Raw genomic sequence first — 25,612 nt, forward strand, 5'->3', positions numbered from 1 at the left:
TTACGCCCAATCAAACTAATGATTGAGCGTGATAATTACTCTCGCGATTTTAGAGGCGCTCTTTCAGCCACCCTTGAACGGATTCAAGCGCTTTCGGTAGTGCCGACACATCCGTACCACCAGCTTGAGCCATATCAGGGCGACCACCGCCTTTACCACCGACTTGTTGCGCGACCATGTTGACCAACTCACCCGCTTTTACTTTGCCGATGAGATCTTTGGTCACGCCTGCGATAAGGCCGACTTTGTCATCGTTGATGTTCGCCAGCATGATGATGCCGCTGCCCATCTGATTTTTGACATCGTCTACCATAACGCGCAGATTTTTGTTGTCCGCACCTTCTAGTGCTGCAATCAGGACTTTAGTACCGGCAATATCCTGTACTTTACCCATGATGTTGGCACTCTCGGCTGCAGCCATCTTATCTTTGAGCTTCTGGATCTCTTTTTCCAAAGATTTGGCTTTCTGCGCAGATTCCGCCAGCTTCTCTTCGTACTTCGCCGCTTGAGCTTCAATCGCATCTAACGCCGCTTCACCTGTTACCGCTTCAATACGACGGATACCCGCTGCTATACCACTTTCTGACGTGATCTTAAATAGACCAATATCACCCGTATTAGCCGCGTGGATACCACCACACAATTCGGTCGAAAAGTCACCCATCGATAGTACACGCACTTCATCATCGTATTTTTCGCCGAACAGAGCCATTGCCCCTTTCTTCTTCGCCGACTCGATGTCCATAATGTTAGTTTCAATCGTATGGTTGCAACGAACCTGAGCATTAACTAAGCGCTCCACCTCTTTCAGTTCAGCCGCGGTTACCGCTTCTAAGTGAGAGAAGTCAAAACGAAGGTTCTCAGGTTTAACCAGTGAACCTTTTTGCGTGACGTGCTCACCAAGGACTTGGCGCAGCGCTGCGTGAAGTAAGTGCGTGGCTGAGTGGTTGAGAGAGATAGCCGCACGACGCTCAGCGTCAACCAGCGCTTCAACTTGTTCGCCTTTTGCCAGTACACCTTCAGCCAAAACGCCGTGGTGCGCAATCGCATTACCCAACTTCTGAGTATCTTCGACTTTGAATAGGCCTGATTCTGTTTTCAGAACACCCGCATCGCCACATTGACCACCAGATTCTGCATAGAAAGGCGTTTCACCCAGGATGATGATCGCTTTGTCACCTGCCGATAGAGATTCTGCCACTTCACCTTCAACGAAGATTTCAGCCACATGACTCTTACCTTGAGTGCCGGTGTAACCGCAAAATTCGGTTTCCGCTTCCGTTTTAATGGTTGCGTTGTAATCCGTATCGAATTGGCCGGCTTCACGTGCACGCTGACGCTGCTCTTCCATCGCTTTTTCGAAACCCGCTTCGTCGATGGTGAAATCACGCTCACGAGCCACGTCGTTAGTTAAGTCAGCCGGGAAGCCGTATGTGTCATAAAGCTTAAATACGGTCTCGCCATCAAGCTCTTTACCTTCAAGTGCATCCAGCGCTTCATTGAGGATAACCATGCCACGCTCGAGTGTACGGCCAAAGTTTTCTTCCTCAATGCGAAGTACTTTCTCAACAACCGCTTGTTGCTTCTTAAGTTCGTCAGCGGCGCTGCCCATCACTTCAGCCAAAACACCGACAAGCTTGTAGAAGAAGACGCCTTTGGCACCTAGTTTATTACCGTGACGCACAGCACGACGAATAATACGACGCAAAACGTAACCACGGCCTTCGTTTGAAGGCATCACGCCATCTGCAATTAGGAATGAACAAGAGCGAATGTGGTCAGCAATCACGCGTAGCGATTGGTTTGAAAGGTCTTCGCAACCGACCACTTCTGCCGCCGCTTTGATGAGCTTTTGGAATACATCGATTTCGTAGTTTGAATGAACGCCCTGCATGATGGCAGAAATACGCTCAATACCCATGCCCGTATCAACAGCTGGCTTAGGTAGTGGCTCCATCGTACCGTCAGCATGACGGTTGAACTGCATGAATACGTTGTTCCAGATCTCGATGAAACGGTCGCCATCTTCTTCAGGCGTACCCGGACGGCCACCCCAAATGTGCTCACCGTGATCGTAGAAGATTTCGGTACAAGGACCGCATGGGCCAGTATCACCCATGGTCCAGAAGTTGTCGGACTCGTATTGCTTACCGCCCTCTTTGTCACCAATGCGTACGATACGATCAGCGGGAACACCTACTTTTTTGTTCCAGATTTCAAATGCTTCGTCATCGGTCTCGTAGACAGTGACTAAAAGACGATCTTTTGGCAATTGCAATGTTTCGGTCAGAAACTCCCAAGCGAACGCAATGGCATCTTCTTTGAAGTAATCACCAAAACTGAAGTTACCGAGCATTTCGAAGAAGGTGTGGTGACGAGCCGTGAAGCCGACGTTCTCTAGGTCATTGTGTTTACCACCCGCACGTACACAACGCTGAGCCGTAGTTGCTCGCGTGTAGGCACGTTTTTCTGCGCCCAAGAAGCAATCTTTGAATTGGTTCATGCCTGCGTTAGTAAATAGCAGGGTTGGGTCGTTATGCGGTACTAACGATGAACTTTCTACGATTTGGTGTCCTTTGCTTTCAAAGAACTTGAGGAACGCGTTACGAACCTCATCAGTGCTCATGTACATGCAGCTCTTCCTGAAAATAGTCGAGTTAGAATTTTGCCGTATTGTAGATCATGCAGTCAGCTACGACTAGTTTTCTTGAAAAAATGCCGCCGTTGACGGTACTTCATGCTTAGATTGATGAAAGCGTATTGAATTAAGAGTCACAATGGTCGTTTAAGGCGTAACTGATTTGTTCAAAGCTGTATCCACGATACTGTAGGAAACGCACTTGTTTAGCGTACGCTTTTTGATCTTGTGCTTTGATGCCTTTGAATTTTTTCTCTGCCGCAAGCTTGGCAAGCTCAAACCAGTCTTGAGGTTCTTCCTCAAGGGCTTGATTGACTGTCGACTCAGCCACTCTTTTTTGTTGCAGCTCTTGGCGAATTCGACGCTCACCATGGCCTTTGTAAACCTGTTGGCGAACCTGGCTCTTGGCATAACGCAGGTCATCGAGATAGCGGTGCTCTAGGCAAAAATTCACCGCCTCTTGAATGTCGGCGTCCTCATAGCCTTTGAGGCTTAACTTCTGTTGCAGCTCATACACGCCGTGATCTCGGCGGCTAAGCAATTGCATCGCAGCTTCTTTACTGGACAGTGTCGGAGGTTGACGTTGATACATAATCGCACAGTGATCCATGACAAGTGAGAGGATGATTCAGTGACCCTCGAATTCAGTAACTCTCGAGAAGGTACCGCCTACTTTTCATATCGAGAATGTAGCGAACATTGAGAGTACAAGAAACGACAAAGCCCCGCATAAGCAGGGCTTTGATGAATGACGCTAAAAGCTTATAGCTCTTCTTGCTCTGGCGCTTGGCCAAATTCTGGCTCTTCAGCTGGGATTTCAGCCGGAGAAAGCAGAAGGTCACGCAGCTTTTTATCCAGTGTTTTCGCCGCTTCAGGATTCTCACGCAGGAACTTACACGCGTTCGCTTTACCCTGACCGATCTTGTCACCGTTGTAGCTGTACCATGCACCGGCTTTTTCTACCATCTTGTGTTTCACGCCAAGGTCAATAAGCTCGCCTTCACGGTTGAAACCTTGACCGTACATAATTTGCGTTTCAGCTTGCTTAAACGGCGCAGCAATCTTGTTCTTAACCACCTTGATGCGCGTCTCGTTACCGACCACTTCATCGCCTTCTTTGATAGAACCCGTACGACGGATATCAAGACGGACAGAAGCGTAGAATTTTAGTGCGTTACCACCCGTGGTGGTTTCAGGGTTACCAAACATCACACCGATCTTCATACGAATCTGGTTGATGAAGATACACATACAGTTAGATTGCTTAAGGTTACCCGTCAACTTACGCATTGCTTGTGAAAGCATACGCGCTTGAAGACCCATGTGGCTGTCGCCCATTTCGCCTTCGATTTCAGCCTTTGGTGTCAAGGCAGCAACGGAGTCAATAACCATCACGTCAATCGCACCAGAACGTGCGAGCGCGTCACAAATTTCAAGCGCTTGCTCGCCTGTGTCTGGCTGAGACACTAATAACGCATCGATATCCACACCCAGTTTTTTCGCGTAGACAGGGTCAAGCGCGTGCTCAGCATCGATAAAGGCACACGTTTTACCTTCACGTTGCGCAGCGGCAATCAGTTCAAGCGTTAAGGTTGTTTTACCTGATGATTCAGGGCCATAAATCTCAACAATACGACCCATTGGTAGGCCACCGGCACCCAGTGCAATATCAAGAGAAAGAGAACCAGTAGAAATCGTTTCCACATCCATTGCGCGGTTGTCACCAAGGCGCATGATTGAACCTTTGCCGAATTGCTTTTCAATCTGGCCTAGCGCAGCGGCGAGCGCTTTCTGTTTGTTATCGTCCATTACTTTCTCCAAAACTTTCACCTGAAATCAGGTAAAAATGAATACTTTCTTCAAATCGGGGGTGGCCCGAACACTCTATAAACGCCATTATACTGTTGATTCATACAGTGTCTATAGCTGATCAACGTTTTTTTGAAATTCAATCGTATGCTACTGATAAATAATAATTAACTGTTTTAGCTACGACGTTTTCACTCTCTTTTGCAACTCTTTATACAGCACTTCTAAAGCGGTTTCGACCGCAGCGGAGCGAACTGCGTCACGGTTCCCATTAAAATGACGCGTCTCGATTTTTTGCCATGAGTGACGGTCACACCAAGCAAAACAGACCGTGCCTACCGGCTTCTCTTGCGTTCCGCCTCCAGGACCCGCGATGCCGCTAATCGCTATCGCGATGTCGGCCCGTGAATGAGCCAATGCTCCCTGCGCCATTTCGCGCACAGTCGGTTCGCTCACCGCGCCATATTGATCCAAAGTATCGGCACTCACGCCCAGCATCTCCATTTTCGCTTCGTTGCTGTAGGTGACAAACGCTCGATCGAACCACGCTGAGCTGCCAGCGATGTCTGTGATCGCTGTCGCGACACCGCCACCGGTACAGGACTCTGCGGTCGTCAGCACCAAGCCATGTTGAGCCAAGGCTTCCCCAACTTGGTGAGATAAATTTTGTTTGCTTTGCATCCTTTGCACCTTTTACCCATTTGGTGATTCACGTATCCTAAGCCGCAATAACCACAAACGAAAGATGTAACCGTGAAAGCAGAACAAAAACATACCCCAATGATGCAGCAGTATCTCAAGTTAAAGGCAGAGAACCCTGACATTCTGCTCTTTTACCGCATGGGGGATTTTTATGAACTGTTTTACGATGACGCAAAACGCGCCTCGCAATTGTTAGACATTTCCCTCACTAAGCGTGGCGCTTCTGCCGGTGAACCCATCCCGATGGCGGGCGTGCCTTTCCACGCAGTCGAAGGCTATCTCGCCAAGTTGGTTCAACTCGGTGAATCCGTCGCGATTTGTGAGCAGATCGGCGATCCAGCCACCAGCAAAGGCCCTGTGGAGCGTAAGGTAGTGCGCATCGTGACACCCGGCACAGTGACCGATGAAGCCCTACTCTCTGAACGGATCGATAACTTGATTGCCGCGATCTATCATCACGACGGTCGATTCGGCTACGCGACGCTCGATGTAACTTCCGGTCGCTTTCAGTTGATGGAGCCGCAAAGCGAAGAAGCGATGGCGGCAGAGCTGCAGCGCACTTCGCCAAGAGAGCTTTTGTTCCCTGAAGATTTTGAGCCCGTGCATCTGATGTCTTCGCGCAGTGGTAATCGCCGCCGACCAATCTGGGAATTCGAGCTCGATACGGCCAAGCAGCAGCTTAACCAACAATTTGGCACGCGAGATTTGGTCGGCTTTGGTGTTGAGCATGCCAAACTGGGTCTCTGTGCCGCTGGCTGTTTGGTCCAGTACGTCAAAGATACGCAACGCACCGCCCTGCCTCATATTCGCTCGTTGACGTTTGATCGCCAAGATCATTCGGTGATCTTAGACGCGGCGACAAGACGCAATTTGGAAATCACACAAAACCTCGCAGGCGGCACCGACAACACGTTGGCTTCCGTACTCGATCACACCGCAACGCCAATGGGCAGTCGAATGCTCAAACGTTGGTTGCACCAACCGATGCGCGATATCGACACGCTCAATCAGCGTCTCGACGCCATCACAGAACTTAAGCAGAACACGCTCTTTGCTGAGTTAGCGCCCGTACTCAAACAAGTGGGCGACATTGAACGCATTCTTGCACGTTTAGCGCTACGCAGTGCTCGACCTCGCGATATGGCAAGACTGCGCTTTGCCATGCAACAGTTGCCAGAGCTCGCTGATGTGATGAAAAGCGCTGAACACCCGTACCTTAAAAAGCTCGCCCAGTATGCCGCGCCGATGAATGAGGTCTGCGAGCTGCTTGAGCGCGCCGTTAAAGAGAATCCGCCCGTCGTCATTCGTGACGGAGGAGTGATTGCACAAGGCTACGACGCAGAGCTCGATGAATGGCGTAAATTGGCCGATGGCGCCACCGAATACCTGGACCAACTTGAGCAAGAAGAGCGCGAACGTCACGGCATTGATACATTGAAAGTCGGCTACAACAATGTGCACGGCTTCTTTATTCAGGTCAGCCGTGGCCAAAGCCACCTTGTGCCGCCTCATTATGTTCGCCGCCAAACGTTAAAAAATGCCGAGCGCTATATCATTCCTGAGCTAAAAGAGCATGAAGACAAGGTCTTAAACTCCAAGTCAAAAGCACTGGCGCTCGAAAAGCAGTTATGGGAAGGCCTGTTTGATCTGCTGCTGCCTCATTTAGAGCAGATGCAAAACCTGGCCTCAGCATTGTCACAAATCGATGTGTTGCAAAACCTAGCAGAGCGCGCCGATAGCCTCGACTACTGCCGCCCGATACTCAATGGTGAGATTGGTGTTCATATCCAAGGCGGTCGCCATCCAGTGGTGGAGCAGGTAATGGATGAGCCGTTTATTGCCAACCCCACAGAACTGACGCCACAACGTAAGATGTTGATCATTACCGGGCCTAACATGGGCGGTAAATCGACCTACATGCGCCAAACCGCCCTTATCGCTTTGATGGCGCATATCGGCTCCTATGTGCCCGCTGAATCGGCAACCATAGGCTCGATTGATCGTATATTTACCCGTATTGGCGCCTCCGACGATCTGGCCTCTGGGCGCTCAACCTTTATGGTCGAAATGACAGAAACCGCCAACATCTTGCACAACGCCACGGAGCGCAGCTTAGTGTTAATGGATGAAATTGGCCGTGGCACCAGTACCTACGATGGCTTGTCGCTTGCTTGGGCAAGCGCTGAATGGCTTGCCAAAGAGCTTGGAGCGATGACTCTGTTCGCCACCCACTATTTTGAATTAACAGAGCTGCCCAACCAGATCGCAACCTTAGCCAACGTACACCTTGATGCGGTGGAGCACGGCGATAGCATTGCCTTTATGCACGCGGTGCAAGAAGGGGCGGCAAGTAAATCCTACGGTCTCGCCGTTGCCGGGTTAGCTGGCGTACCAAAAAGTGTCATCAAACAAGCACGAGCTAAATTGCAGCAGTTGGAATCAATCTCGTTAACCGATGCGCCAGCACCTGCGCGAGCTGGCGTTGATGTGGCTAACCAGCTCAGCTTGATCCCCGAGCCAAGTGAAGTGGAACAGATGCTGGCCAATATTGACCCTGATGATTTAACGCCTCGACAAGCATTAGAAGCGCTGTACCGTTTAAAGAAATACCTCTAAAGCTCAGTACACTATCAAGCCTACAGACAACAAGGCCTCCCGAATTTGGGAGGCCTTGTTGTTAACATGCTAGTGAAAGATCACGCCCCGTGGCTACAACTTGCGGCGTAACAGCAACAGCGCAATGGTCAAGAACACCACGCTCGGCATCACCGCACCAAAAACAGGCGGAATGCTGTACACCAAGCTGAGCGGGCCAAAGAATTCACTCGAGATGTAAAAGGTGAAGCCGGCCACCACACCCGATAAAATGCGTGCGCCCATGGTGACACTGCGCAGCGGACCAAAGATAAACGACAGCGCCATCAACATCATCACGGCAATGGAGAAAGGCTGCGTGACTTTACGCCACAGCGCCAATTCATAGCGTGAAGAGTCCTGCTCTGAGGCTTTTAAGTAGGTCACGTAATCGTACAAGCCACCCAGTGATAACTCTTCAGGTTTCACCGTTACCACGGCGAGCTTGTCGGGGGCGAGTGACGTCGTCCAACGATACTCGGGCAGCGCCGTTTTATTGATCTCGACGTCGTCCATCATTTCCGTCACTTGGACCTCTTTCATGAGCCAAGTGTTGTCGGACTGGTAATCCACTTTGTTGGCGTACACGACGGTTTGCAGCTTTTTATCGCTGTCAAATCGCCACATGTTCATGCCATAAATCGTGTCGTCTTCGACTTTACCCATAAAAATAAAATCGTTGGCATCACGCGCCCAAACGCCGGTACGCACAGACATAATCGCGCCGCCAGAGGTGGCAAACGCTCGTAAGTCACGTGCCATTTTTTGCGCTTGCGGCGCCCCCCATTGTCCGAGCAACGTCACCAGCACCATTAACGGCACTGCGGTTTTGAGTACCGACAAACCGATATCTAACTTCGAATAACCCGACGCCTGCATCACCACAAGCTCGGAGCTTGAAGCCAACATACCAAGCCCTATCAAAGCGCCAAGCAATGCCGCCATTGGGAAAAACATCTCGACGTCACGCGGAATACTGAGGACGACAAAAAACAGCGCTTGCAACAAGTCATAGGTGCCACTGCCGACCTTACGCAACTGCTCGACATATTTGATAATGGCCGACAAGCCAACAAACGTAGCCAACACCAGAGACGTCGTGGCAATAATGGTTCTACCTATGTAGAGATCAAGAATCTTAAACACGACTTACGCTGCCTTCTTTTTTCTTTGTCTGAGTCTATCTTTAAAGCGACGAACCGCAATACTGTCCATCGAGTTGATACCCACTGCGGTCAGCAACAATGCCGCGTTAATTGGCCACATGCCGATCATCGTAGGAATAGAGCCATCTTCAAGAGCCGACTTCGTCGCACTGATGGCTAAGAAGTAAGCCAAGTAAATCAATATCGCCGGCCCCATTTTCGCGAAGCGCCCTTGACGAGGGTTAACCGCCGATAACGGCACCACCAGCATGGTAAGCAAAGGGATGCAGACCACTAACGAGAGGCGCCATTGTAACTCCGCTTGTGCGCGTCGGTCAGGGTTGGACAACAGCTCCATCGTCGGAATTGCTTCCCAGTCACGCCCTTTCGCTTTTACATCGCGCTGACCAATCAGTCCCTCGTACTGATCAAACTCAGTGATCATATAATCCACACGCGTTGGCACCCCTTCATAGCGTGTACCGTCATACATGCGAATAACCTGACGCCCATCGCTCAGCTCTTTTACTTCACCAGATTGAGAGAAAGAGACGCTCGGTAAAATGGAGTCTCTCGGGCGCATTTGTGCGACAAAAACGTGTTTGAGTTTTTTACCGTCTATATCATCAATAAACACAACAGATGATCCATCCGGCGTACCTTGGAAGTGGCCTTTTTTGAGGAGGTCAACGCTATTTTCCGCTTCGACTTCTTCTTGCAATTGAATCAGCTTTTCTTGGCTGTAAGGCGCAAAAACAAACGCGTTGGCGGCGGCAATTAACCCGGTGATCACCGCCAAGTACAAAGCGGCGCGAATGAGGAATTTGTTGCCAATCCCCGTCGCGTTCATCACGGTAATTTCACTTTCTGCGTAGAGACGGCCAAAGGTGAGAAGAATGCCTAAAAATAGACTGAGCGGCAGCATCAAAAGCCCCATTGATGGCATGCTTAAGCCGACATAGTGCATAACCAAACTTGCGGGGATATCACCATCGGATGCATCGGCGAGCACTTTGATCAGTTTTTGGCTGAGAAACACCAAAAACAGGATAAAAAATATCGCTAATTGGCTCTTGAGTGTCTCGCGGATCAAATATCTAACAATAATCACGCTGAAATTACCTATACAAAACTTGTTTTTTTAATTGAATCACTATAATTTCCCGATGAACCTTTTGTTTTTAAATTTTTTGACTAATTGTTAACGCGCTTATTTAAAGATAGTTCCGGTGTAGGAATCAACAAGTAAGACGCCATTATCTAACATTTAGTTCGATTTGTCTTCAGGATGTAGGAGTACGCATGGAGTTCAGTGTAAAGAGTGGCAGCCCAGAGAAACAACGTAGCGCATGTATCGTTGTCGGGGTGTTTGAGCCACGTCGCCTTTCTCCAGTTGCTGAGCAGCTAGATAAAATCAGCGATGGCTATATCAGTTCACTACTTCGCCGTGGTGATCTAGAAGGAAAACCTGGGCAGATGCTACTTCTGCATCAAGTACCTGGTGTGTTGTCTGAGCGTGTTCTGCTTGTCGGTTGCGGCAAAGAGCGCGAGTTGGGTGAACGTCAGTACAAAGAGATTATCCAGAAAACCATCAACACCTTGAACGAAACGGGCTCTATGGAAGCGGTGTGCTTCTTGACTGAGCTGCATGTGAAAGGTCGTGATACCTACTGGAAAGTGCGCCAAGCGGTCGAAGCGACCAAAGATGGCCTCTACACCTTTGATCAGTTTAAAAGCGTCAAGCCTGAAACTCGTCGCCCACTGCGCAAGTTGGTGTTCAACGTACCGACGCGTCGTGAGTTGAACTTGGGTGAAAAAGCGATCGCGCACGGCTTGGCCATCTCGTCGGGCGTCAAAGCGTGTAAAGACCTTGGCAACATGCCACCCAACATTGCGAACCCAGCTTATCTCGCCTCTCAAGCGCGCCGCTTAGCGGACGACTACGAGACGATTACGACGAAAGTGATCGGCGAAGAAGAGATGGAAAAACTGGGGATGAACTCTTACCTAGCGGTAGGCCGCGGTTCGAAAAACGAATCGATGATGTCAATCATGGAGTACAAGGGTAACCCAGACGCACAAGCCAAGCCTATCGTATTAGTCGGCAAAGGTCTGACGTTCGATTCAGGCGGCATTTCACTCAAGCCTGGCGAAGGCATGGATGAGATGAAATACGACATGTGTGGCGCTGCCTCCGTGTTTGGCACCATGAAAGCGCTCGCGAAACTGAACCTGCCTATCAACGTGATTGGTGTGCTGGCCGGCTGTGAAAACATGCCAGGCAGCAACGCTTACCGTCCGGGTGATATCCTAACCACAATGTCAGGTCAAACGGTCGAAGTATTGAATACCGATGCCGAAGGCCGCTTGGTTCTGTGTGATGCACTGACCTACGTTGAGCGCTTTGAACCAGAATGTGTCGTGGATGTCGCTACCCTCACTGGTGCGTGTGTGATTGCACTGGGTCACCACATCAGTGGCGTGATCTCAAACCACAACCCGTTGTCTCACGAGCTTATTAACGCTTCTGAGCAAGCGAGCGATCGTGCATGGCGCTTACCGATGGCCGATGAGTACCATGAACAGCTGAAAAGCCCATTCGCCGATATGGCGAACATTGGTGGTCGTCCTGGTGGCACCATTACTGCCGGCTGTTTCTTGTCGAAATTTGCTAAGAAGTACAACTGGGCTCACATCGATATCGCGGGCACTGCTTGGAAATCTGGCGCAGCGAAAGGCTCAACAGGCCGACCAGTCTCTATGCTTGTCCAGTTCCTGCTCAATCGCAGCGGTCAAGATACTGAGGAGTAATCCTCAACCACATCGAAGGGCCGCAAGGCCCTTTTTTGTATACAGGCATCAGTATATATCATGGCTAACGCGACCTTTTATCTGATTCAATCGGATTCTCCCCAAGCCACCCCTGAGGGGTTGGATGCGTATGCGGTCTTTTTGGCGCAGCACTTTGCCAAACAAGGGGCAAAAGTGTACGTCAACTGCCAACACAAAGCCCACGCGGAAGCCCTTGCTGAGCGGTTTTGGCAAGTGGAACCTGAGCAGTACATCGGCCATAACTTGGTTGGAGAAGGCCCCAAGTATGGCACGCAGATTGAGATCGGCCATCAGCAGGTCCGCCCTTCTTGGCATCGCCAGTTGGTGATAAATTTGGCTGAAAATGAGACAACCTTTGCGCATCCGTTTACAGAGGTGGTAGACTTCGTCCCTTGCGACGAAAAAGCCAAGCAGCAAGCGCGAGAACGGTATAAAATTTACCGTCAATCGGGCTTTCAAATGCAAACGTTCGCACTCGAACACCACTGACCGTCAATCCTTATAGTTAAGCTCTCTTTTCAGAGAGCTCACTTATAAAGATTGACCTAGATTTACCATTAACCAGAATCAAACCTCCAAGGGGTAGAACGTAGGCTGGCCCTAATCATTAGGTGAATGCACGCCGCCTAAGTTCCATCATCACGAGGCAAAATGAGCGCTATGGAAAAGACATACAACCCAACTTCAATTGAACAAGCTCTATACCAGGCTTGGGAAGAAAAAGGCTACTTTAAGCCGCACGGCGACACGACGAAAGAATCATACAGCATCATGATCCCGCCACCGAACGTCACCGGTAGCCTTCACATGGGCCACGCATTCCAAGACACCATCATGGATACCTTGATCCGTGCCGAACGCATGAAGGGCAAGAACACCCTTTGGCAAGTCGGTACTGACCACGCGGGTATCGCCACACAGATGGTGGTTGAGCGTAAGATCGCAGCAGAAGAAGGCAAAACCAAGCACGATTACGGTCGTGATGCGTTCATCGACAAAATCTGGGAATGGAAAGGCGAATCAGGTGGCACCATCACTAAACAGCTGCGTCGCCTAGGTGCTTCTGTCGACTGGGACCGTGAACGTTTCACTATGGATGACGGCCTATCAAACGCCGTTCAAGAAGTATTCGTGCGCCTCTACGAAGATGACCTCATCTACCGTGGTAAGCGTCTGGTTAACTGGGATCCTAAACTGCATACCGCAATTTCTGATCTTGAAGTGGAAAACAAAGATAAAAAAGGCCACATGTGGCACTTCCGCTACCCACTAGCGGATGGGGTGAAAACGGCAGACGGCAAAGACTACATCGTTGTCGCTACCACTCGTCCAGAGACGATACTGGGTGATACGGGCGTTGCGGTGAACCCAGAAGATCCTCGCTACAAAGACTTGATCGGCAAAGAAATCCTGCTTCCGATCGTTGACCGCCGCATCCCTATCGTCGGTGATGAGCACGCGGACATGGAGAAAGGTACAGGCTGTGTGAAAATCACCCCTGCGCACGACTTCAACGACTACGAAGTGGGTAAGCGCCACCAGCTACCGATGATCAACATCCTCACCTTTGATGCCAACATCCGTGAGGCAGCCGAAGTGTTCAACACGAATGGCGAAGCAAGCGATGCTTACTCAACAGAGATCCCGGCTAAATACCAAGGGGTGGAGCGTTTTACCGCGCGTAAAGCCATCGTAGCGGAATTTGAAGAGATTGGCCTGCTAGACGAAATCAAAGACCACGACCTCACCGTGCCATACGGCGACCGTGGCGGCGTGGTCATCGAACCGATGCTGACCGACCAATGGTATGTGCGTACTGCTCCTCTTGCAGAAACCGCAACTAAAGCAGTGGAAGACGGCGAAATCCAATTCGTACCTAAGCAATACGAAAACATGTACTTCTCTTGGATGCGTGACATTCAAGACTGGTGTATCTCTCGTCAGCTTTGGTGGGGTCACCGTATCCCTGCATGGTACGACAACGACGGCAATGTCTACGTTGGTCGCACTGAAGACGAAGTGCGTGAGAAGAACGGCCTAGCACCGGTTGTGGTACTGCGCCAAGATGACGACGTACTGGATACCTGGTTCTCTTCTGCATTGTGGACGTTTGGCACACAAGGCTGGCCTGAAAACACAGATGATCTAAAAACATTCCACCCTTCAGATGTGCTGGTCACCGGTTTCGACATCATCTTCTTCTGGGTTGCTCGCATGATCATGATGACTATGCACTTCTGTAAAGATGAAAACGGCAAGCCACAAGTGCCATTTAAAACGGTTTACGTAACGGGTCTCATCCGTGATGAAAACGGCGACAAGATGTCGAAGTCTAAGGGTAACGTGCTTGACCCAATCGACATGATTGACGGCATCGACCTTGAGTCTCTAGTTGAGAAGCGCACCGGTAACATGATGCAGCCTCAACTTGCCGCGAAGATCGAGAAGAACACGCGCAAGACGTTTGAAAACGGTATCGAACCCTACGGTACGGATGCACTGCGCTTCACTCTTGCTGCTATGGCTTCAACGGGTCGTGACATCAACTGGGATATGAAGCGTCTGGAAGGTTACCGTAACTTCTGTAACAAGCTATGGAACGCGAGCCGTTACGTGCTGATGAATACAGAAGATCAGGATTGTGGCTTCCATTCATCTAACGAACAGGCAGGTGAGATCGAGTACTCACTCGCAGACAAATGGATCGAGTCTCAGTTTGAGCTAGCAGCGAAAGAGTTCAATAGCCACATTGATAACTTCCGTCTGGATATGGCAGCAAACACGATTTACGAATTCATCTGGAACCAATTCTGTGACTGGTATCTAGAGCTCACTAAGCCAGTGCTTTGGAAAGGTAACGAAGCTCAGCAACGTGGTACTCGCCGCACGCTGATCACCGTTCTAGAGAAAACACTTCGTCTAGCACACCCAGTGATCCCATACATCACAGAAACTATCTGGCAGAGCGTTAAACCACTGGTTGATGGTGTTGAAGGTGAGACGATCATGCTTCAAGCGTTGCCTCAGTTCGACCAAGCGAACTTCAACCAAGCAGCACTGGATGACATCGAGTGGGTGAAGTCATTCATCACTAGCATCCGCAACCTACGTGCGGAGTACGACATCAACCCAGGTAAGCCGCTTGAAGTGATGCTAAAAGCCGCAAACGCGGAAGACGCAGCTCGTCTAGAAGCGAACAAGCAAGTTCTTGTTTCTCTGGCGAAGCTTGAGTCTGTACGTGTACTGGAAGCGGGTGAAGAAACGCCAGCATGCGCAACGGCACTTGTCGCTAAGTCGGAGCTAATGATCCCAATGGCGGGTCTCATCGACAAAGACGCCGAGCTTGCTCGCCTCGATGGTGAAATCAAAAAGACACAAGGCGAAATCAAACGCATTGAAGGCAAGCTAGGTAACGAAGGCTTCGTGGCTAAAGCACCAGAAGCAGTGGTGGCCAAAGAGCGTGAGAAGCTAGAAGGCTACAAAGAAACGCTCGTGAAGCTTGAAGAGCAAAAAACGACGATTGCCGCACTGTAAGTGCACAAATCAAGTCTGGGAGGCTGGTCATGATGACCAGCCTTTTTTATGTCTTGCTCTTTATCGACTGAGAACTAAAGTTAAAGTAAAAGCGACAAAGGAGTGACTTGTGCGCGCGCTCGCAGTATCCCTTTCTAGTGCCCTATTCGCATTGTGGTTCGCCGTGAGTGTTTACGCCACGGCTGAAACCAATAATGGTGAAGTGAATAATGATGAAGACAATAAGATTGTCAAAATTGCCGCAGGTGAGTGGCCACCTTTTATTGGCCAAGAGTTAGAAGAATTCGGTTTTGTCGGAAAGACCATTGAGCAGGCGTTTGCGACACAAGGCTATCAAGTCGAATTCCACTTCTTTCCTTGGAAACGGGCCTACAAAGAAGCGAGTGAAGGCGAATTTGTCGCCACCGCGATCTGGATGTTTGCCCAAGAGAGAACCGAACATTTTTATTTCAGCGAACCAGTGGCACAGGAGGAATTTGTTTTCTTTCATCGCAAAAGTGATGACTTTTCTTGGCAGCGTTTAGAAGATTTAGAGGGTAAACACCTTGGCGGTGGGCTGGGCTACAGCTATGGTGAAGAACTGGATGCACTGATCGAGGATGGGCATGTCACCATACATCGGGTCGCCGACCCTACCAAAGCGTTTCAATTTCTCAAATATCGCCGGGTTGAGCTCGTGCCAGAAGAGAAACACATCGGTCTATCTACGCTCAACAAACTCCCCTATGAAACCCAGGCTCTGATCAGTTTTCACCCTAAGCCATTTTTGACTAATAGTAATTATTTGATGTTCTCCAAAGCGCACCCCGATGGAGAAAAGCTGCTGCGTGTATTCAATCAAGGCTTGAGTCAATTAAAGGCCAGCAGCAGCGAGTAAATCACACCACGCGATTTTGCTCTCGACCGTCAAGAAATGCGTCGATGTTATCAATAAGAATGTCGGCGAGTTTCTGAATCGCGGAGTCGCTACCCCAAGCAACGTGTGGTGTAAGCAGCAAGTTTGGGAGCGAAATATTCGCCAACAAAGGGTTACTCTCATCGGCTGGCTCACTCGTGAACACATCGACCCCCGCCGCCCCTATCTGACCAGACGTCAACGCCGACACCAATGCCTGTTCATCAACCAATCCCCCTCGCCCAGTATTGATCAATATCGCGCTCGATTTCATCATGCCCAGCTCTGGCTCACCGATGAGGTGAAAGGTCTCATCACTCAGTGGACAGTGCAAACTCACCACATCCGCTTGAGAAAGCGCCGCCTCAAACGGGACATAGCCCTCACGGCACTGATGTTCACCCTTACGCTCAGCAAAGATCACGTGCATACCGACCGCACTGGCCAGTTGCGCGGTAGCGCGTCCTAATGCCCCGCCGCCCACAATCGCAAGGGTTGCCCCCGCTACATCCCTTATCGGGTGGGTAAAAAAGCAGAACTGCTTGTTGCGCTGCCACTCCCCTTGGGCAATGTCGTGATGGTAGGCACTGAGGTGACGACTCAAGCTAAAGATCATACCCAGCACGTGCTCAGGTACCGATTGGGTGGCGTAACCTTGAACGTTGGTCACAGCAATGCCCAAGCGGCGACACGCTTCAATATCAAGGTTATTGTATCCTGTCGCCGAGACGGCGATGAGTTTGAGTGAAGGAAGCTGCGCAAGCACCGCTTCATCGAGTACCACCTTATTGGTGATCGCGACAGTGGCGCCTTGCAGGCGCTCAACTATTTGTTCTGGTGCGGTGAAATCATACGCTTGCCAAACGTGCGGATGGCGAAGGATGGGCAAGGTGATTTGGCTTGGAATGGTGGCTCTGTCAAGAAAAACAAGGTTGGGCAGCATAAGGTCTCCTTCAACTGCCCACTCTGTGTCACCGATTATGGTTTGGGCAGTGTTTTATAATCGGGTAATTTTCGCACAGGATCGAAATAATCAAACAGCATCTCTTGCGCCTCGGGATAGAAGTCACAAGGAACAAAAATACTTTTCAGACAATGACTGCGTGGATGATAAAAGCTCAACTCCGCCGCGTGAAGGGCTAAGCGCTCCGAACAGAGCAGCGCCTCACCGCTGGAGTAGAACTCATCACCGACAATCGGGTGGCCGAGCGCTTGCATATGAACGCGCAGTTGATGAGAGCGCCCCGTCACCGGCAACAAGCGCACGATGGTGGTGTTCTCTTCTCGTTTCGCCACTTGGTATAAGGTTTTTGACGGTTTACCTGTCTCTAAACACACTTTCTGCCGCGGGCGATTTGGCCAGTCACAAATCAGCGGCAGATCAATAACGCCCTCTTGCTCACTCACCTCTCCCCATACTCGTGCATAGTAGACTTTGTGTGTGAGACGAAACTGAAACTGCTTCTTTAACGCACTTTCTGCGCGTTTGTTTTTTGCTAATACCATTAAGCCGGAAGTGGACATATCTAAGCGATGCACCACTTGAATATCCGGGTGCGTCTCTTGCAGTCGTGACCACATGCTGTCGCGATGAGCAGGATCGCGCCCAGGCACAGACAGCAGTCCTGACGGTTTATTGACCGCAAGGATATGTTCATCTTCAAAAACAACCTCCACCCAGGGTTCCCTTGGTGGGTTGTACTCCAGCATGGCCATAAACACTCTCAACTACTATGAATTCGGGCGAAGTATACCCGAAGCCACTCGCAAGGGCACCAGTCTGGCATTTTTGTCGATTATTCACGCTTGAAAAGAAAGTTTCACTCAAAGTGTAAAAAATCTATGACAGACAAAGCAAATGTGTTATTCCTTAATGACCTTGACAGGTAATAAATACAATAAAACACAACATTTCACCCATAGGCAGTAGTATGGAAAGTATCACTTCAGCGCCCCCGAAGGCGCGTTTCTCGTTAGCCCACCTTATTCGCTCATTAGGCCCAGGAATTATGATGGCCGCCGCTGCTGTCGGTGGCTCTCACTTAGTCGCCTCCACCAAAGCGGGTGCCATTTATGGCTGGCAGTTGGCGGCGCTCATTTTGCTCGTCAACGTATTCAAATACCCGTTTTTTCGCGCCGGTGTGCAATACACTATGGGCACCGGCACCAGTTTAGTCGAAGGCTACTCAAAACTTGGCAAACCATACTTGTGGCTGTTTGCCGGCTTAAGTGCGGTCTCCGCTGTGGTCAACACCGCTGCACTGCTGATGTTTAGCGCTAGCTTGCTCGCCTATTTCGTCCCCTTTGATCTCTCGATGCCCGTGCTCAGCATCCTTATACTGAGCACCTGTTTAGCGATTTTATTTGCAGGCCAATACAAGGCGTTGGATGCGTTATCGAAAACCATCATGGCGGTTCTAACCATTGCCACACTGCTCGCGGTGTGCATCGCATTGGATAAACCTGCCGAGCCCGTCGTGGGCTTCGAATCCCCCTCGCCTTGGACATTAGCCGCAATCGGATTTCTCGTTGTGACCATGGGTTGGATGCCTGCACCGATTGAAATTTCCAGTATCACCTCAATGTGGCTAAAAAGTCAGTGTAAGCAGCAAACGGTGACGCCGCGCTCTGCGCTGTTTGATTTCAACGTGGGCTACATAGGGACAGCGCTGCTGGCGATTGTCTTTCTTTCCTTGGGCGCTTTGGTGCTGCATGGGACAGGCGTGGAGCTTTCAAGCTCTGGTGTCGGCTTCTCGCATCAGTTGGTTGGGCTCTATGCATCGACCATTGGTGAGTGGTCACGCTACTTGATTGCTGTGATTGCGTTCTTCTGTATTTTTGGAAGTACGATCACCGTGATTGACGGTTATGCGCGTGTGTTGTCTGAATCTCAACGTTTAGTGCAAAAGCAACCAGACATGAAAAACGGCGTGACGCTGACTTGGATGGTGATCATCTCTGCAGCAGCCCTTGCCATCATCTTGTTTTGGGCCAAAGCGCTACTGCCAATGCTCAATTTTGCGATGATCCTTGCCTTTGTTACGACTCCATTTTTCGGTTTACTCAACTACATTTTGGTGACCAAAACCGATCTGCCTAAGCCGCTCGCAATGACATCCTCGCTAAAGTGGCTCTCTATCGCCGGTCTGATTTATCTGTTCGGCTTTTTGGCGGTCTTTATTTGGTGGAAATGGCTTCTTTAGTCATCGGTTTCGTCATCTTTATTAACGATCAAAAAGGCCCTCAACGTTGAGGGCCTTGTACTAATACGTTACTCGCGTTGCGATCACTTAGTTGTGCGCGACGACAATCATACGCAGTGAGTCGAGCTGGTATTGCGCTTGGCGGATGTAACCGGTCAGCGCGGTAATCTGCTCATCAATCGCTTCAATCTCTTCATCACGAATGTTCGGGTTCACCGCTTTCAGGGCCTGCAAACGCTCAAGCTCGCCATTTAGACTCGATTGCATCTCTTTTTGCGCTTGCTCGCGTACGGCTTCCACTTTTTCGACCACCAGCTTGTCACCTGCGGCAATCAGCTGATGCACCTGCGCCTGTACCGAAGAGACCAGTTTAGCCGCAATATGGCGGCCGACCGGGCTGAGCTGACGGTTGAAACTGTCAAACTCCACTTGCGCCGATAAATCATTGCCTTTGCCATCAAGCATGATGCGAATCGGCGTGGTCGGTAAGAAACGGCTGATGCCAGTACGTTTGGGCGCTTGCGCATCCACTTTGTAGATCAGTTCAAGCAGCAGCGTACCTACGGGCAGAGCCTTGTTTTTCAGCAGTGACACCGCACTGGTCCCCACGCCCTCACTCATCAGCAGATCAATACCGCCTTGAATCATCGGGTGCTCCCAGCTGATAAAGTGCATGTCCTCACGAGACAGCGCCGTATCACGGTCAAAGGTGATAGTTGCGCCTTCGTATGGCAGCCCTGGGTAACTGGGCACCATCATGTGCTCAGAAGGGGTGACCACGAGCGCATTTTCGCCTTTGTCGTCTTGGTTAAGACCAATGGTATCAAACAGGCTCAAGGCGAACGTGACAAGATTCGTATCGCCATCGGTCGCGGAAATCGTATCGACAATCGCTTGCGCTTTCTCACCGCCGTGCGAGTGCATTTCAAGCAGACGGTCACGCCCTTGCTCCAGCTCCGCTTTGAGCACTTTGTTCATCGCCGCTGATTGAGCAATCACGTCATCTAACTCACTGGTATCCCCACTGGCCAACATAGTGATCAGTGCATCCGACACCTTGTCGTACACCATGCGACCGGTTGGGCAGGTTTGGGCAAACGCATTCAAACCTTCATTAAACCAACGCGCCAAAATCGCTTGCGAGGTGCCTTCAAGGTAAGGGACATGAATATCGATATCGCGCTGCTGACCAATACGGTCTAAGCGACCGATGCGTTGCTCAAGTAAGTCTGGGTTGAACGGCAGATCAAACATCACCAGTTGGTTTGCGAACTGGAAGTTGCGCCCTTCAGAGCCAATTTCGCTACAGATGAGAACCTGCGCGCCTCCCTCTTCTTGGGCAAAGTATGCCGCCGCTTTGTCGCGTTCTAAAATCGACATACCTTCATGAAATACCGTGGCACGAATGCCTTCACGCTCGCGCAGCGCTTGTTCCAGTTGCAGCGCTGTACTGGCGCGAGAGGCGATCACCAACACCTTTTCACTGCGTTTTTGCGTGATCTTCTCAAGTAACCAATCAACGCGACTATCAAACTGCCACCAGCTTGATTCGTCACCTTCAAACTCTTGGAACAGCTCTTCAGGGTAGAGATTTTTCAGCGCACGCGCTTCTGGGCTCATCTTGCCGCCAATCATGCCAGAGACACGCATCGCCGTGGTGTATTGGCTCGGAATCGGCATCGGCACCAAATGCACATTACGCACTGGGAAGCCTTTGATCGCTGCACGCGTGTTACGAAACAGCACGCGCCCCGTACCATGACGATCCATCAAATTATCAATCAACTCTTGACGTGCGGCGGCAATCGCCTGGTCGTCACTGTTGCTCTCGATAATACGAAACAGTGGCTCAACATCTTGCTCAGATAAGAGCTCGGTGATCTGGTTTTTCGCCTCATCCGCCAAGGATTCGCCAGAGAACAGAGCGCTGACCGAATCGGCCACCGGGGCGTATTGCTGCTCTTCTTTGACAAACTCTTCATAGTCAAAGAAGCGATCCGAGTCGAGCAATCTCAAGCGTGCAAAATGGCTTTCACGACCTAGCTGTTCAGGTGTCGCGGTGAGCAGGAGTACACCAGGTGTACGCGCAGCCAAGCCTTCAATCACCTGATATTGACGGCTCGGTTGCTCTGGGCTCCACTCTAAATGGTGCGCTTCATCGACCACTAAGAGATCCCAATCGGCGTCAAGCGCTTGCTCGAAGCGCTTGCGGCTCTTGCGTAGAAAATCGAGTGAGCACAGCACATATTGCTGGGTATCGAATGGATTATCGGCTTCCGCGAACGCTTCAATGCAACGCTCTTCATCAAAGATAGAGAAATGCAGATTGAATCGACGCATCATCTCCACTAACCATTGATGCTGAAGCGTTTCTGGCACCACGATCAAAATGCGTTCCGCTCGACCCGCCAGCACTTGCTGGTGGATGATCATGCCCGCTTCAATGGTTTTACCTAGGCCCACTTCATCGGCCAACAACACGCGCGGCGCGTGACGACGCCCCACTTCATGGGCGATGTAAAGCTGATGAGGGATCAAGCCTGCACGCATACCACATAAGCCGCGCATTGGGCTCTTGTGCTGCTCATATTGGTTCATCAGTGCACGATAACGGAGCACAAAGTTGTCCATGCGATCGATTTGACCGGCAAACAGCTTATCTTGAGGCTTGTTAAAACGAATCTGGTTGCTGAGCATGATTTCACGCAGCTCGACGTCTTTATCGTCGTTGTCTTCACGCGTACCGATGTAGGTCAGCAGCGACTGCTCTTCAACCACTTGCTCAATGCGCAATGACCACCCTTGTTGGCTATCCACAACATCCCCTGGGTTAAACGTCACACGAGTCACCGGCGCATCATTGCGCGCGTACACGCGATTCTCTTCGGATGCGGCAAACATCAATGTGACCGTTCTAGCATCCAGTGCGACTACAGTACCTAAACCTAAATCACTCTCTGTATCGCTGATCCAACGCTGGCCCAAAGCAAATGTCATCTATCGACTACCTCTTTCAATCGGTCTGTAGTGAGTCGGGGTACGGCTTATTGATGATAGTGTAGACAATGATTCTCATCATCCCAACCAACAATCAAGATCTGCCCCCAATGCGCCGCTAGAACAGGACTCAAGCCTTTTCCAGCCACACATAAAAAAGGTCGCTAATGGTACTCGAAGCTGTGATATTGGTCACGCACAAACACCTCAATTCTCAACAAATTTTTTGCCACTCTCTGGCTGACATCAAAGTGTAAAAAAGAAGTGGCATTTCTAAAGTGGAAGAGATGGAAACTGACTTATACTTTAAGGGCAGGCGCATCTCTGACAATGGGTTAGTACCTTGGCAATTTCTTGGCTTTACCCCTAACACGGCACAAGAAATGCTATCCATCGAGAGAGCGGTACAGTGAACCAAACGGTCAGCACGAAAAACGCTGACTCACTACGTTGATGATCCACTCGGGTTTGTAGCGACGCCTTGTTAGGCGGCATGTTGAATGGACAGGGCAACGCCTAAGCCATGTCAGCTTCCTGCTCACTGAAGGTGTCACTGCAAAATGACTGCAAGTTACCTCACACAATGAGGATACACCTGACATGGCGCACACGCCGTGCTGCGTATGACAGGTAAGCAAGCCGCGCTGCGGCAAGGAGACGCTTATGGGTGATACGGAACGGAAACTCTTCGTTTTAGACACCAACATCCTTCTTCATGAACCTCACGCAATCTACTCATTCCAAGAGCACGATGTCGTCATACCGATGACGGTCCTCGAGGAGCTCGATAAAATCAAAGACAGCAAACGCGATGTGGCTCGCGACGCCCGTGTCGCCATTCGCGCGCTCGAAGCACTGTTTAAAGACGCCACGCCCGATGAAATATCAGAAGGGATCCCCATCAACCGCGATAAAGAAAGCACAGGTCACATCGCCATTTTGGCGGATTTCGAACTGCAAGAAACCGTCAAAGCCTTCGCAGACAAAGCCGGTGATAACCGCATTCTCAACGCCGTACTCTACTTACAAAACAAGCGTGCGCCGCGAGAAGTGATCCTCATTACCAAAGACATCAACATGCGTTTACGCGCCAAAGGGGCGGGAGTACGTTTTGTTGAGGACTATCGCACCGACCAACTGATCGATGATGTCCAATACCTCACCAAAGGTTACCAACAGATCGAAGGGGAGTTTTGGAGCAAGGTCGATGAAGTCGACAGCCAAACCATTCACGGCCGCACTTACCACACATTGCCGCGCGAGCCGTTTGAACCCACTTACATTAATCAATATGTCTTGGACGATTCGAGCGACTTTGCCGGTCGAGTCGAGGACATCACCAGCGACAAGATCACCATTAAAGATCTCAGCCGGGAGCGATTAATGCACCGTAAAGCGTGGGACATCACTCCAAAAAATATTTACCAAGGCATGGCCCTTGATGCGCTACTCGATCCCAATATCGATTTGGTCATACTGACGGGTTCTGCGGGCAGCGGGAAAACCTTGTTGGCGCTGGCCTGTGCGCTTGAGCAGACGATCGAAAAAGGCATGTTTGATAAAATCATCGTCACCCGAAACACGCCCGATATTGGTGAGTCAATCGGCTTCTTACCCGGCAGCGAGGAAGAGAAGATGATGCCTTGGCTCGCGGCGGTCACCGATACCTTGGAAGCGCTGCACAAACATGATCACTGTACAGAAGGATCGCTCAAGTACATTTGCGACAAAGCCAACATTCAGTTCAAATCGATCAACTTTATGCGCGGGCGCTCCATTCAGAATGCGTTCGTGCTGCTGGACGAGTGCCAAAACCTCACGGCGTCTCAAATCAAAACCATCATCACCCGTTGTGGCGAAGGGACGAAAATTGTCTGCTCCGGTAACTTAGCGCAGATTGACTCCCACTACCTCACGCCGGTGACCTCGGGGCTTACCTACATGGTCGAGCGATTTAAAAACTTTGAAGGCAGCGCCAATATTCACCTCAACGGAGTGGTGCGCAGTCGCTTGGCAGAATTTGCAGAAGAGAACTTGTAACCTCACTAAGCAGTCCTGTCACTCACAACCACATTAAGCATTAATAGTCACTAAAAGCGGGATATTATCTATATCTCGCTTTATTTTTAAAATAATTATTCACAAACAGCCATCAGGTATGTTTAACTATTGGCAAATAATGAATACCGATTCAAGGACTGGTGTATGGCTTTTAATCTTCGTAATCGTAACTTTCTCAAGCTGCTTGATTTTACCCCCAAAGAGATCCAATTTTTGCTCGACCTTTCTGCGGATTTAAAGAAAGCGAAATATGCCGGGACGGAGCAAAAGAAGCTCGTGGGTAAAAACATTGCCCTTATCTTTGAAAAGTCATCGACACGAACTCGCTGCGCGTTTGAAGTCGCCGCATTTGATCAAGGCGCGCAAGTCTCTTACATCGGCCCATCGGGTTCACAGATTGGCCATAAAGAGTCGATGAAAGACACCGCGCGCGTACTGGGTCGCATGTACGATGGCATTGAATATCGCGGTTTTGGCCAAGCAATCGTCGAAGAGCTGGGTCAATACGCAGGCGTACCAGTTTGGAATGGTTTGACCGATGAGTTTCACCCGACGCAAATTTTGGCCGACTTCCTTACCATGCTCGAACATGGGCGAGGAAAACAGTTACACCAAATGCGCTTTGCTTACCTCGGTGATGCACGCAACAACATGGGCAACTCTTTGATGGTTGGCGCAGCCAAAATGGGCATGGACATTCGCCTAGTCGCACCGAAAGATTTTTGGCCCGAGGCTGAGTTGGTGGACACTTGCCAAACCATCGCTGCGCAAACAGGGGCACGCATCACATTGACCGAAGATGTGGCGCAAGGCGTGGAAGGCTGTGATTTCCTTTACACCGACGTTTGGGTGTCGATGGGCGAAGCGCCTGAAGCGTGGGATGAACGCGTGGCTAAAATGACCCCGTACCAAGTGAATGCGGCAATGCTTGAAAAGACCGGCAACCCGCACGTCAAATTCATGCACTGCCTGCCCGCTTTTCACAACGATGAGACCACCATTGGCAAACAAGTGGCCGAGAAATATGGCATGAACGGCCTAGAAGTGACCGAGGAGGTGTTTGAATCTGAGCACTCGATCGTCTTCGATGAGGCAGAAAACCGAATGCACACCATTAAGGCTGTGATGGTCGCCACATTGGGCAGCTAGGATCGAACACAGA

Annotated in this window: 17 protein-coding genes; 8 read left to right on the plus strand and 9 right to left on the minus strand. The window is 50.3% G+C overall.

Going from position 1 to position 25,612, the window contains the following annotated elements; genetic code table 11:
- Nucleotides 1-49: 49 nt before the first annotated feature.
- The 4 genes from alaS to pncC form a co-directional block, all read right to left on the minus strand.
- The gene (gene alaS, locus AC6R1O_RS12070) at nt 50-2,632 is read right to left on the minus strand and encodes an alanine--tRNA ligase (protein WP_500657113.1); all 2,583 of its coding nucleotides are present in this window, start codon (nt 2,630-2,632) and stop codon (nt 50-52) included.
- 133 nt (nt 2,633-2,765) lie between these two features.
- Nucleotides 2,766-3,230: a recombination regulator RecX gene (recX, locus tag AC6R1O_RS12075; RefSeq protein ID WP_500633969.1), complete on the minus strand. Its 465-nt coding sequence runs from the start codon at nt 3,228-3,230 to the stop codon at nt 2,766-2,768.
- Between the two features lie 170 nt (nt 3,231-3,400).
- Nucleotides 3,401-4,447 carry a recombinase RecA gene (recA, locus tag AC6R1O_RS12080; protein WP_334568429.1) on the minus strand — a complete coding sequence of 349 codons (1,047 nt, stop codon included), beginning with the start codon at nt 4,445-4,447 and terminating at the stop codon, nt 3,401-3,403.
- 180 nt (nt 4,448-4,627) lie between these two features.
- Complete coding sequence (pncC, locus tag AC6R1O_RS12085; RefSeq protein ID WP_500657114.1) at nt 4,628-5,128, minus strand: nicotinamide-nucleotide amidase; 501 nt, start codon at nt 5,126-5,128, stop codon at nt 4,628-4,630.
- 72 nt (nt 5,129-5,200) lie between these two features.
- Between pncC and mutS the strand changes: the two genes are divergently transcribed.
- The gene (mutS, locus tag AC6R1O_RS12090) at nt 5,201-7,765 is read left to right on the plus strand and encodes a DNA mismatch repair protein MutS (RefSeq protein ID WP_500633967.1); all 2,565 of its coding nucleotides are present in this window, start codon (nt 5,201-5,203) and stop codon (nt 7,763-7,765) included.
- Nucleotides 7,766-7,858: 93 nt separating this feature from the next.
- Here the strand turns inward: mutS and lptG are convergent, their stop codons facing one another.
- A complete protein-coding gene (lptG, locus tag AC6R1O_RS12095; RefSeq protein WP_500633966.1) occupies nt 7,859-8,929 on the minus strand; it encodes an LPS export ABC transporter permease LptG in 1,071 nt (356 codons plus the stop codon).
- Nucleotides 8,930-8,932: 3 nt separating this feature from the next.
- Complete coding sequence (gene lptF, locus AC6R1O_RS12100) at nt 8,933-10,039, minus strand: LPS export ABC transporter permease LptF (RefSeq protein ID WP_500627074.1); 1,107 nt, start codon at nt 10,037-10,039, stop codon at nt 8,933-8,935.
- A gap of 191 nt (nt 10,040-10,230) precedes the next feature.
- Between lptF and pepA the strand changes: the two genes are divergently transcribed.
- The 4 genes from pepA to AC6R1O_RS12120 all read left to right on the plus strand — a co-directional run bounded on the left by pepA (nt 10,231) and on the right by AC6R1O_RS12120 (nt 16,171).
- Nucleotides 10,231-11,739, plus strand: coding sequence for a leucyl aminopeptidase (gene pepA, locus AC6R1O_RS12105; protein ID WP_334555072.1), 1,509 nt, complete (start codon nt 10,231-10,233; stop codon nt 11,737-11,739).
- 60 nt (nt 11,740-11,799) lie between these two features.
- Nucleotides 11,800-12,249 carry a DNA polymerase III subunit chi gene (locus tag AC6R1O_RS12110; protein ID WP_500633965.1) on the plus strand — a complete coding sequence of 150 codons (450 nt, stop codon included), beginning with the start codon at nt 11,800-11,802 and terminating at the stop codon, nt 12,247-12,249.
- Between the two features lie 171 nt (nt 12,250-12,420).
- Nucleotides 12,421-15,294, plus strand: a complete 2,874-nt coding sequence (locus AC6R1O_RS12115; RefSeq protein WP_500657115.1) for a valine--tRNA ligase — start codon at nt 12,421-12,423, stop codon at nt 15,292-15,294.
- 163 nt (nt 15,295-15,457) lie between these two features.
- On the plus strand, nt 15,458-16,171 hold the full coding sequence (locus tag AC6R1O_RS12120) for a substrate-binding periplasmic protein (protein WP_500633972.1): 714 nt from the start codon (nt 15,458-15,460) through the stop codon (nt 16,169-16,171).
- Between the two features lies 1 nt (nt 16,172).
- Here the strand turns inward: AC6R1O_RS12120 and AC6R1O_RS12125 are convergent, their stop codons facing one another.
- Both AC6R1O_RS12125 and rluA read right to left on the minus strand, forming a co-directional pair.
- A complete protein-coding gene (locus AC6R1O_RS12125; RefSeq protein WP_500657116.1) occupies nt 16,173-17,132 on the minus strand; it encodes a D-2-hydroxyacid dehydrogenase in 960 nt (319 codons plus the stop codon).
- A gap of 35 nt (nt 17,133-17,167) precedes the next feature.
- Nucleotides 17,168-17,905, minus strand: coding sequence for a bifunctional tRNA pseudouridine(32) synthase/23S rRNA pseudouridine(746) synthase RluA (gene rluA, locus AC6R1O_RS12130; RefSeq protein ID WP_500657117.1), 738 nt, complete (start codon nt 17,903-17,905; stop codon nt 17,168-17,170).
- Between the two features lie 215 nt (nt 17,906-18,120).
- On the opposite strand from rluA, the gene AC6R1O_RS12135 reads away from it, so the two are divergent.
- A complete protein-coding gene (locus AC6R1O_RS12135; RefSeq protein ID WP_500657118.1) occupies nt 18,121-19,392 on the plus strand; it encodes an NRAMP family divalent metal transporter in 1,272 nt (423 codons plus the stop codon).
- Nucleotides 19,393-19,479: 87 nt separating this feature from the next.
- On the opposite strand, the gene rapA is transcribed toward AC6R1O_RS12135, so the two are convergent.
- Complete coding sequence (gene rapA / locus AC6R1O_RS12140) at nt 19,480-22,389, minus strand: RNA polymerase-associated protein RapA (RefSeq protein WP_500657119.1); 2,910 nt, start codon at nt 22,387-22,389, stop codon at nt 19,480-19,482.
- Nucleotides 22,390-23,052: 663 nt separating this feature from the next.
- Here rapA and AC6R1O_RS12145 point away from each other — a divergent pair.
- Both AC6R1O_RS12145 and AC6R1O_RS12150 read left to right on the plus strand, forming a co-directional pair.
- Entirely contained in the window at nt 23,053-24,429 is a 1,377-nt protein-coding gene (locus tag AC6R1O_RS12145; protein ID WP_500627080.1) for a PhoH family protein, read from the plus strand.
- Between the two features lie 165 nt (nt 24,430-24,594).
- Complete coding sequence (locus AC6R1O_RS12150) at nt 24,595-25,599, plus strand: ornithine carbamoyltransferase (RefSeq protein WP_500657120.1); 1,005 nt, start codon at nt 24,595-24,597, stop codon at nt 25,597-25,599.
- The last annotated feature ends 13 nt before the right edge of the window (nt 25,600-25,612 follow it).

This window comes from Vibrio sp. R11-SG3-ISO3-SZ, from assembly GCF_059834345.1.

Coding starts and splice junctions, on each gene's coding strand:
- alaS (WP_500657113.1), bottom strand. CDS start 2,632: ATGTACATGAGCACTGATGAGGTTCGTAACGCGTTCCTCAAGTTCTTT.
- recX (WP_500633969.1), bottom strand. CDS start 3,230: ATGTATCAACGTCAACCTCCGACACTGTCCAGTAAAGAAGCTGCGATG.
- recA (WP_334568429.1), bottom strand. CDS start 4,447: ATGGACGATAACAAACAGAAAGCGCTCGCCGCTGCGCTAGGCCAGATT.
- pncC (WP_500657114.1), bottom strand. CDS start 5,128: ATGCAAAGCAAACAAAATTTATCTCACCAAGTTGGGGAAGCCTTGGCT.
- pepA (WP_334555072.1), top strand. CDS start 10,231: ATGGAGTTCAGTGTAAAGAGTGGCAGCCCAGAGAAACAACGTAGCGCA.
- AC6R1O_RS12110 (WP_500633965.1), top strand. CDS start 11,800: ATGGCTAACGCGACCTTTTATCTGATTCAATCGGATTCTCCCCAAGCC.
- AC6R1O_RS12115 (WP_500657115.1), top strand. CDS start 12,421: ATGGAAAAGACATACAACCCAACTTCAATTGAACAAGCTCTATACCAG.
- AC6R1O_RS12125 (WP_500657116.1), bottom strand. CDS start 17,132: ATGCTGCCCAACCTTGTTTTTCTTGACAGAGCCACCATTCCAAGCCAA.
- rluA (WP_500657117.1), bottom strand. CDS start 17,905: ATGGCCATGCTGGAGTACAACCCACCAAGGGAACCCTGGGTGGAGGTT.
- AC6R1O_RS12135 (WP_500657118.1), top strand. CDS start 18,121: ATGGAAAGTATCACTTCAGCGCCCCCGAAGGCGCGTTTCTCGTTAGCC.
- rapA (WP_500657119.1), bottom strand. CDS start 22,389: ATGACATTTGCTTTGGGCCAGCGTTGGATCAGCGATACAGAGAGTGAT.
- AC6R1O_RS12145 (WP_500627080.1), top strand. CDS start 23,053: ATGGGTGATACGGAACGGAAACTCTTCGTTTTAGACACCAACATCCTT.
- AC6R1O_RS12150 (WP_500657120.1), top strand. CDS start 24,595: ATGGCTTTTAATCTTCGTAATCGTAACTTTCTCAAGCTGCTTGATTTT.